This window comes from Flavobacterium chilense (assembly GCF_001602525.1).
GTDB classification, from domain to species: Bacteria; Bacteroidota; Bacteroidia; order Flavobacteriales; family Flavobacteriaceae; genus Flavobacterium; species Flavobacterium chilense.
In genome coordinates, this window is the sequence record NZ_LSYT01000007.1 from 150,804 (window position 1) to 164,827 (window position 14,024).

The 14,024-nt window shown below is 28.5% G+C and carries 13 protein-coding genes; all 13 read left to right on the top strand.

The window, feature by feature from the left end; genetic code table 11:
• Positions 1-182 precede the first annotated feature (182 nt).
• The 13 genes from A4F88_RS16985 to A4F88_RS17045 all read left to right on the top strand — a co-directional run bounded on the left by A4F88_RS16985 (position 183) and on the right by A4F88_RS17045 (position 14,021).
• Positions 183-866: a DUF2837 family protein gene (locus A4F88_RS16985; RefSeq protein ID WP_068843827.1), complete on the top strand. Its 684-nt coding sequence runs from the start codon at positions 183-185 to the stop codon at positions 864-866.
• 230 nt (positions 867-1,096) lie between these two features.
• Positions 1,097-1,897, top strand: coding sequence for a hypothetical protein (locus tag A4F88_RS16990; protein WP_143155041.1), 801 nt, complete (start codon positions 1,097-1,099; stop codon positions 1,895-1,897).
• Positions 1,898-2,199: 302 nt separating this feature from the next.
• Complete coding sequence (gene rfbD, locus A4F88_RS16995) at positions 2,200-3,045, top strand: dTDP-4-dehydrorhamnose reductase (RefSeq protein WP_068843829.1); 846 nt, start codon at positions 2,200-2,202, stop codon at positions 3,043-3,045.
• A gap of 86 nt (positions 3,046-3,131) precedes the next feature.
• Positions 3,132-4,016: a glucose-1-phosphate thymidylyltransferase RfbA gene (rfbA, locus tag A4F88_RS17000; protein WP_068843830.1), complete on the top strand. Its 885-nt coding sequence runs from the start codon at positions 3,132-3,134 to the stop codon at positions 4,014-4,016.
• A gap of 84 nt (positions 4,017-4,100) precedes the next feature.
• Entirely contained in the window at positions 4,101-6,071 is a 1,971-nt protein-coding gene (locus tag A4F88_RS17005) for a polysaccharide biosynthesis protein (protein ID WP_068843831.1), read from the top strand.
• A gap of 182 nt (positions 6,072-6,253) precedes the next feature.
• On the top strand, positions 6,254-7,117 hold the full coding sequence (locus A4F88_RS17010) for an ABC transporter permease (RefSeq protein ID WP_068843832.1): 864 nt from the start codon (positions 6,254-6,256) through the stop codon (positions 7,115-7,117).
• Positions 7,118-7,179: 62 nt separating this feature from the next.
• Positions 7,180-8,481 (top strand): ABC transporter ATP-binding protein, encoded by a 1,302-nt coding sequence (locus tag A4F88_RS17015; protein ID WP_068843833.1) that lies wholly within the window; start codon positions 7,180-7,182, stop codon positions 8,479-8,481.
• On the top strand, positions 8,468-9,421 hold the full coding sequence (locus A4F88_RS17020; protein ID WP_068843834.1) for a glycosyltransferase family 10 domain-containing protein: 954 nt from the start codon (positions 8,468-8,470) through the stop codon (positions 9,419-9,421). The genes A4F88_RS17015 and A4F88_RS17020 overlap by 14 nt, the downstream gene beginning before the upstream one ends.
• Positions 9,418-10,017, top strand: coding sequence for a CatB-related O-acetyltransferase (locus tag A4F88_RS17025; protein WP_068843835.1), 600 nt, complete (start codon positions 9,418-9,420; stop codon positions 10,015-10,017). The genes A4F88_RS17020 and A4F88_RS17025 overlap by 4 nt, the downstream gene beginning before the upstream one ends.
• Positions 10,007-10,936, top strand: coding sequence for a GDP-L-fucose synthase family protein (locus A4F88_RS17030; RefSeq protein WP_082815795.1), 930 nt, complete (start codon positions 10,007-10,009; stop codon positions 10,934-10,936). The genes A4F88_RS17025 and A4F88_RS17030 overlap by 11 nt, the downstream gene beginning before the upstream one ends.
• Positions 10,933-12,027 (top strand): acyltransferase family protein, encoded by a 1,095-nt coding sequence (locus tag A4F88_RS17035; protein ID WP_068843836.1) that lies wholly within the window; start codon positions 10,933-10,935, stop codon positions 12,025-12,027. The genes A4F88_RS17030 and A4F88_RS17035 overlap by 4 nt, the downstream gene beginning before the upstream one ends.
• Positions 12,024-13,199 (top strand): DegT/DnrJ/EryC1/StrS family aminotransferase, encoded by a 1,176-nt coding sequence (locus A4F88_RS17040; protein WP_245179149.1) that lies wholly within the window; start codon positions 12,024-12,026, stop codon positions 13,197-13,199. The genes A4F88_RS17035 and A4F88_RS17040 overlap by 4 nt, the downstream gene beginning before the upstream one ends.
• Complete coding sequence (locus tag A4F88_RS17045; protein WP_068843837.1) at positions 13,200-14,021, top strand: alpha-1,2-fucosyltransferase; 822 nt, start codon at positions 13,200-13,202, stop codon at positions 14,019-14,021.
• The last annotated feature ends 3 nt before the right edge of the window (positions 14,022-14,024 follow it).

Sequence of the window (14,024 nt, forward strand, 5' to 3'; positions counted from 1 at the left end):
TCGTTAGATTTTTTTAATCTTTAATTTAAAGATGATCATTGGAATATATTATTTCTTTCTCAGAGGTTTTTAATTATAATTTTTAAAATTCTAATTCTTTCGTAAACTAGTACTCCAAAAATTATATAGGATTATTTATTTAATGCTTCAATAACCAGAATAAATATTAAAAATGATAAAATATGTTTATTATTGCAGCTATAGCTTATGCTTTTTCAATCTTTATTGATGTTTCTGTTTATCATTTTAAATATTACATAAAAGACAGTAAGAATGTTCGACATCTACTATCGTTAATAAATATTTTTCAATATTGTTCTCGTGGATTTATTTTAATTTTTATTCCAATAATGGCTTATGTTACGGAGTCTGTCAAAGATAAAAATGAGGTCTGGGGTATTACTATATTAGCTCATTTTTTAGTTATTTTATTTTTGTTACCACTCTATTCGCATAGATTCACATCTTTTTTTGCTTTAAAAGTTATTGTAGTTTTAAACCGTTTTTTTGGTAGGTCCAAACCTTTTACACTTGAAAAAATAGAAAAACAATCCAGAATAAAAATGATATCATTTTCAGGAGATTGGGTTTTGTTTTCCATTAATTATATAGCAGGTTTTTTATTCTCTATTAGCATAACTTTCTTATATTATATTAATTTTTCATATCCTCAAAAGGCTTTAATGTTAAGTTCGTTGACACAGGTTATAAATATGTTTGGGTCAATATTATTAATACTTCTTATTGATCCTAAAATAATGGGCGCAATTGATGATGGTCAAGGATATAAAGAAATAAAAATATTAACTACAAGTAGGATTTTGGCTCATATTACTTTAGTCCTAATTCTCTTTTATATCCGATAATATTGATTTTTAGTACTTTATTTTTAACATTTTTGTTTTATTATTTTGCATGTCTTACATGTTCAAATTCAAAGAGAAATAAGCTATTTGTCTTATGTTTTGTTTTAAGCTCTATTGCTTTAAGATTAATGATACCTATCAGTTTAAATAATGATTATTTACTATATTATAACTTTCAAATTTTTCACAAACCTAATGGCTTTCTTTCTTTTCTGTTAAACGAACCTTATTTGTATTCAATATATTCAGTTTGTAATTTTTTTTCAGATTCAAAGGAAAATGTTTTTTTAGGTATGTATTGGTTTAATTGGTTGGTTTCAAGTGCATTTTTTGTTTGGTTGATAAAAAAAATAGATGTAGAAGCTTGGAAAAAAATGATTTTGTTTGTTTGTTATTATTTTATATTGACTTTTGTCCTTCTAAGAAATGGACCAGCCTATATTCTATTTGCATTGTATTTTTATTATAGTTTTAGAAACAAAAAATTTAATTGGATTTTAATTACTCCATTCATGCATATAAGTTGTTGTTTATTGCTAGTTACTTTTTTTCATAAATCTAAATATTACTTTAATTTATTAGTATTTGTTTTTTTATTTGTATTCTTACTTTATTTTTTTATAAGCCCTTTTTTATTACACATAGGAGCTTTTGAATCAATATTAACCAAAATAAGTTTTTATTTAAAAGGTATTTCTGATATAGGTATAATGCATAGAATATTTTTTATATTTATTTCTTTTTTTATTATTACAGGTTTTGTATTTTATAAGAAAAAGATGCTCCATCCCATTTTGATAACAACGATTTTTATATATCTGGTAAGTTATTATATAAATCCAATTGTTGCTTTTCGATTTTCACTATATGTTATTTTTGCATTATTACTTTATCCTTTTAATTCTGTTATCAATGATAAAAAGTTGAGATTAATTAATTTATTAACTATTTTTCTTTTTCCTATTTTTGTTTTTGGAATGCTAAAAACACACGAAACAGAAATATTTATAAAAACTCTTTTCATTTTATAGTTTTTTAATTAACAATTAAAAAATTATAAAAATACTGTTTGTAAAAAATCCATAATATCTTACTCTCAATAGAAAATGATAAAGATAGTTATCGCTTGTAGATCTTGTTTTTGTTTTTTTGTTATGTATGGTATCAGTAATTTATAGATATAATAAATTTTATAATATAAGACATGAAGAATGAAATTAAATTTTAACGATTCATTTTTAAATATTTATTGGAGAATCAATTTAAGAGTAATTGTAGTTTCCCAAAAATATCAGACTCTTTCTTTTTTTGAAAATTGTAACAGCTTATTTTAATGAAAAAAATTCTTGTAACAGGGGCAAATGGACAATTAGGATCTGAATTAGGACATTTATCCATAAATTATCCAAAATATGAATGGATTTTTGCAGATAGAAATAAAATTAGCTTAGATGATTTAGAATTGCTTAAAACTCAATTAAACGAGATTCGACCTGATGTCGTTTTAAATTGTGGAGCCTACACAGCAGTTGACAAAGCTGAAACAGAAAAAGAACTAGCTTTTAGAATTAACCATCTAGCGGTAGAGTTAATTGCAAAATATACCTTAGAAAATAAAGTAAAATTAATACATATTTCAACAGATTATGTTTTTGATGGAACTTCATCTATTGCCCTAGATGAAAAAGCAGAAACAAAACCAATAAATATATATGGAGAAAGTAAAAGAGCAGGTGAAATTGCTTGTTTAAGAGAAAACCCTAATTCAATTATTATTAGAACTTCTTGGGTTTATAGTAAATTCGGTAATAACTTTGTAAAGACGATGCAACGAATTATGCAGGAAAGAGAGTCAATTAGTGTCGTAAATGACCAAATTGGATCCCCTACTTATGCTGCAGATCTTGCTCAAGCGATGATTGTAATTTTAGAATCATCAAAATGGACTCCAGGAATTTATAATTATTCAAATGAAGGTGAAATAAGTTGGTGGGAGTTTGCGTTGACAATAAAAGAACTGGGAGGATACCATTGTAATGTTGAAGGAATTTCATCAGTATCTTATCCAACTCCTGCAAAACGTCCAGGATTTTCATTATTAGATAAGAAAAAAATCAAAGAAATTTATAATTTGGACATCCCAAACTATAAAGAGAGTTTAAAAAAAATGTTTATATAAAAAAGATGATTTAAGATTTAAATTGAGATTTTAAGAAAAAGTATAAATCTGAAAGTATAAATTGAGAATCTAAAATTAAAAAGTACATGAAAGGAATTATATTAGCTGGAGGCTCTGGCACAAGATTGCACCCATTGACATTGGCAATGAGTAAGCAAATGATGCCAGTGTATGATAAACCAATGATTTATTATCCATTGTCAACCTTAATGATGGCAGGAATAAGTGAGATTTTAATTATTTCTACTCCACATGATTTACCAAATTTCAGGAAATTATTGGGAGATGGTTCTAATTTAGGATGTCAATTTAGTTATGAAGAGCAAGCTCTTCCAAATGGATTAGCTCAGGCTTTTGTAATTGGAGAAGAATTTATAGGAAAAGATGATGTAGCTTTAATTTTGGGAGATAATATCTTCTTCGGGTCTAACATGCAAGAACTCTTAAAATCAAATACAAAACCTGTAGGGGGTGTTGTGTTTGCATATCATGTTTCAGATCCTGAACGTTATGGAGTTGTTGAGTTTGATCAAGATTTTAAAGCAATTTCTATTGAGGAAAAACCAGAAGAACCAAAATCTAATTACGCAGTTCCTGGTTTGTATTTTTATGATAACTCTGTAGTAGAAATAGCAAAGAATATCCAACCAAGTGCGCGTGGAGAATATGAAATTACAGATGTAAATAAAGTTTATCTTGAGAAAAAGCAATTAAAGGTAGGGATTTTGAGTAGAGGAACTGCTTGGTTAGATACAGGAACTTTCAATAGTTTAATGCAAGCCGGACAATTTGTTCAGGTTCTTGAAGAAAGACAAGGCTTAAAAGTGGGATGTATTGAAGAAATTGCTTGGAGACAAGGGTTTATTAATGACGCTCAATTAGAAGAACTTGCATTGCCTTTAGTGAAGTCTGGTTATGGAACATATTTAATAGAATTTTTAAAACAAAAGAAAAAGGGAGTCACAATTTAATTTAGGGTATATTAATAATATTTTAAACCTTTAATTTGTATTTTTGTAAGTCATATAAAGTTTACAAAATTAAACTTAACCAAATTGGATACAGATAAACAAACCAAAATAGCTTCTTTGTTGCACAACTCTTTTTCACCAAGGAACTTGAAAGCAAGTATAAATAATCTTAGTTATCTACCTAGGTGGATAATTGTGGCTATTGATGTAATGGTTCTGATTTTTTCATTTACTTTTACCTATATGTTGTTTGAAGGAACAGCATTAGGATATATTATCACATCACATCAATTTTATTTTGTTGGGAGTTTATTAGTAGTAAATATATTTTTCTTCTGGCTTTTTAGAACTTATTCAGGAATTATTAGACACTCATCTTATATTGATGCGATAAAATTACTGTTTTCTCAAATGTCAGTTTTGGTGTTTTTTCTTTTTTTTAATTTAGTTTTTGAGTTGTATACAGGTCATAAAGCTTTTTTAAATACAGCACTTTTTATCAATTTAGTATTATCGTTTTGTGGTTTGTTTTTGTATCGCGTTATTGTAAAACAAACTTTTGAACTATACTTTTCAGAGAAAACAAATTCTAAATTAATCAGAACCGTAATTTATGGAACAGATGCGAATGCTATTTCAGTAGCGAATGCATTGAAATTCGAAACTCCTTCACGATTTAAAATAGTAGGGTTCGTAGATAAAAATAATCAGAATGCGTCTAAAAGAATGTTAGATTTGCCAATTTTGATTTTAAGAAAAAAACTACCAGCTTTAATGCGTTCTGTTGCTGCAGAAGGTGTTATTATAGCAGACAAAAGTTTATCTAAAGAAGAACAATTAATTATTGTTGATCAATGTTTAGAGTTTAACTATAGAGTATATACTGTTCCTCTAATTTCAGATTGGGAAAATCAAAAAGAGATTTCTCAAAAAGTAAAAAACATTCAAATTGAAGATTTATTAGAAAGAAAGCCAATAGTTCTTGATAGTAAGTCAATTTCTAAGCAGTTAAAAGATAAAACTGTTCTTATTACAGGAGCAGCAGGATCAATAGGAAGTGAAATAGTAAGACAGGTTCTTGGATTTAATCCAAAGATGGTTATCATTCTTGATCATGCCGAAACACCTCTTCATAATTTGTGTCTGGAAACTCTAACTTTAGGTTCACAGGCAAAGATTACAGCTGTTATCGCGGATGTGAGAAGTAAAAAAGCTTTAGAAAAAGTTTTCAAAAATTATAATCCGCATGTTGTTTTTCATGCTGCAGCTTACAAACATGTGCCTTTGATGGAAGAAAATCCATCACAAGCCATTCAAACTAACATTAAAGGAACTAAAAACTTAGCTGATTTATCATGCAAATATCATGTCAAGAAATTTGTTATGGTATCAACAGATAAAGCGGTTAATCCTAGCAATGTAATGGGAGCTAGTAAACGAATAGCAGAAAAATATGTTCAATCTTTATTTTTGAAAAATCAAAAAGAGAATAATAATGGAGGCGTTACTAAGTTTATTACAACCCGTTTTGGTAATGTTTTAGGATCAAATGGATCAGTAGTTCCGTTGTTTACAAAACAAATTGCTGAAGGCGGTCCAGTTACCATAACGCATCAGGATATTATTCGTTATTTTATGACCATTCCAGAAGCCTGTCAATTAGTTTTAGAAGCTGGCGCAATGGGTAACGGAGGCGAGATCTATATTTTCGACATGGGTAAACCTGTAAAGATTATTGATTTAGCTAAAAAAATGATTAAACTTGCAGGTTTTATTCCGGACAAGGAAATTAAAATTAAAATTGTTGGCCTACGTCCTGGAGAAAAATTGTATGAAGAATTATTAAATGATACTTCAAAAACATTACCAACTTATCATAATAAAATTATGATTGCTCAGGAAATACAAGATGAATATGAAAATTTGCATATTGAAATTGATGAACTTATTGGAATAGCAGATTTTTATGACAATGAAGATATTGTGGCCAAAATGAAAAAAATAGTACCAGAATTTAAAAGTATGAATTCTACTTTTGAAGTTTTAGATAAGTAGTTTCTTATGATAAATTGAAATTTATTTCAAAATAGTAATTAAAGGTGTTTTTATAAAACGCCTTTTTGTTTTTTATAGATTTTTTAAACGAATAAAAATCTTGTTAATTAAAAGGTATTGTAAATACTTAATAAATAATAATCTTAAAACATTTTTGCAACTTAGCTGTAATAAAATATAAAATGAACAACAATAGCCCCAATGATTGGTTGTTTGAAATAACCCCTAAAAATAAATTTTTCACATTAAATCTTAAAGAGGTTTGGCAGTATAGAGATTTATTATTTCTTTTTGTAAAGCGAGATGTAATTACAGTTTATAAACAAACTGTATTAGGTCCGCTTTGGTACTTAATTCAGCCTTTATTTACTTCTGTTACTTTTACAATAATTTTTAATAATGTTGCAGGTATTAACACCGGGACAGTTCCTCCGTTTTTATTTAATTTAGCAGGAATAACCGTTTGGAATTATTTTACAGCTTGTTTAACAGGAACATCAGATACATTTAAGGCAAATGCAGCAATATTTGGGAAAGTCTATTTTCCCAGAATTATTACTCCTCTTTCTGTTGTAATTTCCAATCTTGTTAAATTCGGAATTCAATTTTTAATTTTTATCGGATTTTATATTTTCTATTATTTTCAAGGAGCAGATTTGAGCTTAAATAGTTTAGCTTTATTGTTTCCTATTTTGATTATTATAATGGGAGTTTTAGGTTTAGGATTAGGTATGCTTATTTCTGCAATGGTAACTAAATATCGTGATTTTAGCCACCTAATAGGTTTTGGAATACAATTGCTGATGTACTTATCAGCAGTAATGTATCCAATGGAATTAATTAAAGATAAACTACCAAGTTATGGATGGCTTGTCGAATATAATCCATTGGCGTATATAATAGAAACGGCCCGTTATATGCTTTTAAACGTTGGAGAAGTTTCAATTTTAGGATTGTCATATACTTTTGTTGTCACTATTACAGTGTTTTTTATCGGACTTTTAGTTTTTAATAAAACCGAAAAGAGTTTTATAGATACTGTTTAGAAAATAAATACTTAAAATATTAAAATTCATCTAATTTACCCTTTCTACTATTACAACAACAATTGGAAAAAGATACAATATTAAAAGCTGAAAATATTTCTAAACAATATCGTTTAGGAGAGGTGGGTACAGGAACCCTGAGTCATGACATCAATCGTTGGTGGCATAAGATTAGAGGGAAAGAGGATCCCTATCTAAAAATAGGTGAAACAAATGATCGCTCAACCAAAGGTAATTCAGATTATGTTTGGGCTTTACAAGATATTAATTTTGAAGTCGAACGAGGAGAAGTTTTGGGGATTATTGGTAAAAATGGAGCAGGAAAATCTACCCTCTTAAAAATACTTTCAAAAGTAACAGCTCCCACCACAGGAAGCATAAAATCTCGTGGTCGTATAGCTTCATTATTAGAAGTTGGTACAGGATTTAATGGGGAAATGACCGGAAGAGAAAATATTTTCTTAAATGGCGCTATTTTGGGAATGACCAAAAAAGAAATTATTTCAAAATTGGATGAAATTATTGAATTCTCAGGTTGTGAACGATATATTGATACACCCGTTAAGAGATATAGTTCAGGAATGACTGTACGTTTAGCTTTTGCCGTAGCAGCTTTTCTAGAACCTGAAATATTAGTTGTAGATGAGGTTCTGGCAGTTGGAGATGCCGAATTTCAGAAAAAAGCTATTGGAAAAATGCAGGATATCTCTAAAGGGGAAGGGAGAACCGTTTTATTTGTGAGTCATAATATGGCTGCTGTTAAGAGTTTGTGTACCAGAGGGATTGTGCTCGAAAATGGTAAAATTAAATTTAATGGGGATATCGATGAAGCACTAGATATTTATTCAAGCAATGATAATTCTACAGGACATACTGTTATTTTTAATTCAGATACAAAGCGAATCGGTAGTAGAAACATAGAATTTATTTCTGCAGAGATTAGAGATCAGAGCAATTCATTAAATCATGAGTTTTCTATCGGAGATGATTTAAAAATTAAATTCAGATTGCAAAACAACGCTAACGAATCAAAATCTGAAATAGGAATCCAAATAAGATCTTCAGACGAAATGCCTATATTTCATATCATGGGAAGAGATTCAAATTTTGAGTTAATTCATATAGAAAAGCAAGAAGAGTATGTCGTTACTATAAAAGACATAAGACTTTTTCCTGGTATGTATACAATAAGTTTTACAAGTAATACGACCACTGGACATCAGATATTTGATAGTATTGAAAATGCACTGTCTTTTCAAATTATCGATGGAGGTAAATATACTATAAGAAGTTTGCCAAGAGCAGCTGGTCTTTTCTTTTTAAATCCAGAATGGAAAAAAATTGTAGGCAATGAAGATCGTTAAACTAACATTTAATTACGATTGGCCTCTTTTTAGGCAAACTCCAAATTTCTCTCAAGTTTGGGGAGGCTATAAGTTTGTTATTGATGATACTATAAAAGAATGTGATTTTTGGATTGTATATACTGATTATAAAATAAAAACGGAAATTGTAAAATGTGATCCTGAGAATGTAATTTTTATTCCGGGAGAATGTTATAATACAAGCCCTAAGTTCACTCAAAAATTCTTAGATCAATTTGGTACAATTATTACCGTACAAAAAGAGATAAAACATAAAAATGTTATTTATTCACATAATGCAAATCCTTGGTTCATAGGGAAATCTTTTGATGAATTAAAATCTTTAGAAACGCCAAATAAAACAAAATTAATTTCGGTTATTTCTTCTAACAAAGCCTTTACAGAAGGACACAGAAAAAGAGTCGACTTTGTTAAGAAACTTAAGGAATATTTTGGAGATCAGCTAGATGTTTATGGTAGAGGTATTACAGATTTTGAAGATAAATGGGATGTTTTGGCAAATTATAAATATTCAATAGCAATAGAAAATGATTATTGTGACGATTGGGTTACCGAAAAATTCTTTGATTGCTTGTATACCCATACTTTACCATTTTATTATGGCTGCCCTAATTTAGAAAGTATAGTTAATAAAGAATCTTTTATCCGAATTAATATAGACGATTTTGAATCAAGTGTAAAAATAATTGAGGATGCAATAGAGCAAGATGAATTTGAAAAAAGATTAGAACTACTTAAAAAAGAATCAATTGAAAGCCTTCATAGAGATAATCTTTTTCCTTTTTTGATTAAAATATTAGAAAAGAAGAGTATACTTTCAAAAAAAGATGTTGTAAAAATTAGATCTGAATTTGAGATAAATAAAAGGAGTGTTTTGATTCGATTCTTAAGCAAAGTAAAAAGGGTTTTAGTAAGATGAAGAAAGTATTAAAGCGTATTTATAGAGCTGTTAATCGCAGGTTTGCTAAAAGAGAGAATTTGTTAGCCAACCCCAATCAGGGTAAATTTCATAATGTCGAAATTATGTCTTCGGTAATATTAAGTGGTGAAAATGAAATTGGGGAATATACTTATATTGGATTTAATAGTATAATAACCAAATCAAAAATCGGAAGATACTGCTCTATTGCTGGTAATGTTAGTATTGGTATAGGAGAACATAAAATAAACAGAGTTTCTACAAGTAGCATTTTTTATAAAAATGCTTGGAAAACACTAACTGAAAAAGAATGTGTAATTGGAAATGATGTCTGGATTGGTACCAATTCAGTTATAAGAAGAGGTGTTACTATAGGAGATGGCGCAGTAATTGGTGCAAATTCATTTGTAAACAAAGATGTAAAACCCTTTGAAGTTGTAGCGGGAGCTCCTGCAAAATTTATTAAAATGAGATTCACGGATTTAATAATAGAGAGCATTCGGGAATCTGATTGGTGGTCTAAAGATTTAAATGAAGCCAGAACGATAATAGAAAAATTAGAGCTAACAAGATTATTTGAGCAAGATGATAAATAAAAACGCCAAAATTTATATTACAGGTCATACAGGAATGTTGGGTAGTATAACTTTAGATTTTTTTAAAGAAAACGGATATTCTAACATAATAACATCTACACACAAAACTTTAGATTTAATCAATCAACAAGAAGTCGATGTTTTTTTTGAAAAAGAAAAACCAGAATATGTAATTCATATTGCAGCAAAGGTTGGTGGTATAAAGGCTAATATTGATAATCCGGCAATTTTTTTGTACGATAATTTAATGATGCAGTCTAATATTATAAATTCGGCATATAAATACAAAGTGAAAAAGTTTGTGTTCATTGCAAGTTCTTGCATATATCCTGCTAATTCTCCACAACCTATGAAAGAAGAATATCTTTTAGATGGAAAGCTGGAGCCAACAAACGAAGGATATGCAATTGCAAAAATTGCGGGAATTAAATTATTAGAAAGTTATAATAAGCAATATGGTTTTAATGGAATTAGTTTAATTCCGAGTAATCTATATGGGCCAAACGATACATTTGATCTTAATCATGCACATGTTTTGTCATCATTAGTAAAGAGGTTTGTAGATGCAAAAAATGGGAATGCTTCCTCAATTACTTTGTGGGGAACCGGAATTGCACGAAGAGAGTTTTTACATGTAGAGGATTTTTCTAAGGCAATTTTATACTTTTTCGAAAATTATAATTCTCCGGATTTCATTAATATAGGCCCCGGAACTGATATTAGTATAAAAGAATTAGCTGTCTTAATCTCTTCAAAAGTAGAATACTCGGGAGAAATTTTGTGGGATGATACTAAACCAAACGGAATGATTCAAAAATGTATGGACGTTTCAAATATGATAAAAGAAGGTTTTAAGCCTGTTAAATCTTTAGAAATAGGTATAGAAGAGGTAATAGAAAGCTATAAAAAATTGAAATGATTAATAATGCCCTAAAATTAACCTCAAATACCAATAAATATTCTTTCATTGAAGGACTAAGAGGTTTTGCTATTTTATTAGTGTTTGGTGTTCATTTTTTTGGAAAATTTCAAAAGAAAGATTACTATCTAAGTCAGGATTCTGTTTTTAAGCCAATTATTAAATTTTTGCATTCCGGTCATATTGGCGTAGATTGCTTTTTTTTAATTAGTTCATTTTTAATTTACAAATCTTTAACTAATGATGATAATAAAATATCTTTTATACAATTTATGGGTAAAAGATATTCTCGATTATTGCCTGTGGTTATTTTTATTTTAATTATCCCTTTTATAATTTATAATGGATTTAATATAAAAATTATTTTAGACAATATTTTTTTTTTAAATATTTTTAATTCAAGTTCAAGTATTGTAATTGTCACATGGTCATTGGTTTACGAAATGTATTTTTATATTTTAGCAGGGATATTATATATTATACTTCCAAATAAAATTACCACAAGTGCTCTGTTTTTATTATTAATATTTATATCAATCCTCTTCATTCATTTTTTTATTGATCAGCATATAATAGAAGAACCTATTAGATTTTTAGGTTTCTTTTTTGGCATTCTTTTGGCAAAATATCATACAAAAATCAATGAATCTAAGTTTCTACTAAAATACAAAGAATTGATTGTTATCATAGGTTTTTTTATCATCTTTTTTCAAATGTATGGTTGGCTAAACTTTAATTGGGTAACATCTGTTACAACAAGCAAACTCTATAGCGCATTATTTTATATAACAGTTCAAGTTGGTTTTTTCTTGATAATTCTTGGTAATTTAATAAAAGAAAATAGACTGGAGTTTTTGTTAGTTAACAGCTTTATGCAATTATTAGGAATGGTTAGTTATTCTTTTTATATTATTCATTGCTTTGTAATTACAAAACTAAATCTTACTCCAAAATTGATGATGTATTTAAATACATCTAGTTTTATGTCAATGATTTTAGAATATATAATATCATTTTCTTTTGCCGTTTTATTGTCAATTTATATTTATGAATACTTAGAAAAACCATATTTTAATAAAATTAAAAAATGAAAATACCCTTAATGCGAAAAGCATTTCTTAAAGAAGAACAAACTAAAAAAGCCTTGGCTGATTTCATTCTTAATGCTGACAGATTAAGTATGGATATTGAGTGCAAAAAATTCGAAGATAAATTTGCGCAATACCAAAAGTGCAAACATGCGATATTATTTAACAGTGGTGGTAGCGCAAATTTAGCAATGTTACAAGCCTTAAAAAATTTAGGAAAGCTCAAAGACGGTGACAAAGTAGCCTTTTCAGCATTAACCTGGTCAACTAATACAATGCCAATTATTCAGTTAGGAATGGTTCCTGTTGCACTCGATTGCGAACCGGATACATTGAATACTATGTCGCATCATCTTCTGGAAAGATTGAAAACCACAGATTTACAGGCTTTGTTTATAACAAATATTCTTGGTTTTACAGGAGATATAGACATTATAAAAGAAATTTGTAATGAAAGAAATATTATTTTAATAGAAGACAATTGCGAATCATTAGGTACTGAACTTCCAGAGGGAACTGCTGGTAATTTTGGAATTGGTGGAAGCTTTTCTTTTTTTGTTGCCCATCATATGTCAACTATAGAAGGAGGAATGGTTTGTACAAGTGATGATGATTTTGCCGAAATGCTTAGAATTGTAAGGGCAAATGGTTGGGATAGAAATCTTACTGCTGAACAACAAGAAAAATGGAGAGGAAAATTTGATATTAAGTCAGAATTTCAAGCAAAATATACTTTCTATGATCTGGGATATAACTTTAGACCTACTGAAATTACAGGCTTTCTGGGGCAATATCAAATGCAATTTTTAGAAGAAAATATCAGTAAAAGAGAGCAAAATTATTTGCGTATAGAAAATATTATAAAAGACAATTCAGATTTTGTATATCTAAAGCATAATCATATAAACAGATTGTCTACGTTCGCTTTTCCATTTGTTTGTAAAACGCCGGAACTAAGACAATATTATCTGGATAAATTTACAGAGGCTGGAGTCGAAATTAGACCCATGATAGCAGGAAATATGCAAGAGCAGCCTTTTTATAAAAAATATGTAAACGAATTATATGATATGCCTGGAGCAGATATGATGCATGCAAATGGATTTTATTGCGGAAATTATCCTGAACTTCTTGAGGAAGATTTATTAATTATTGAAAATTTATTAAAAAAATAAATGATCGTAGTTCAGTTAATAGGCGGCTTGGGAAATCAGTTGTTTCAATATGCAGCAGCTAAAGTTTTGGCATTAGAAACAAAGCAAAAGTTCTTTATCGATGTATCGCAATTTGAGAGCTATAAGCTGCATAACTATGCATTAAATCATTTTAATGTTATTTCTAAAACCTATAAAAAGCCCAATAGATATTTAAGGAAAATAAAAAGCTTTTATCAAAAATACACTTTTTATAAAGAAAAAGATTTTGGATATAACCCTGATCTGATTAATCTAAAAGGAGATATTATATTTCTGGAAGGTTATTTTCAGTCAGAGAAATATTTTATAAAGTACGAAAAAGAAATTCGGGAAGATTTTGAATTACGTACATCATTAAAAAAAGATACTAAAGCAGCAATTGCAAAAATTGAATCTGTAAATTCTGTTTCAATACATATTCGAAGAGGGGATTATTTAAATAATTCGTTGCACAATACAAGCAAAGATGAATATTATAAAAAAGCTTTAGAGATAATTCAAAGTAAGATTAGTAATCCTGTTTTTTTTGTTTTTTCGGATGATATGGATTGGGTAAAAGCAAATTTCTCAACAAAACAAGAAACTATATTTATTGATTTTAATGATGCTTCAACAAATTTTGAAGATTTAAAATTAATGGCATCTTGCAAACACAACATTATAGCTAATAGCAGTTTTAGCTGGTGGGGGGCATGGCTTAATACAAATCCTGATAAAACTGTAATTGCCCCAAAACTTTGGTTTAATGACGATTCAATAAATACTAATGACATAATCCCAACAAGTTGGGTAAAAATATAAAAA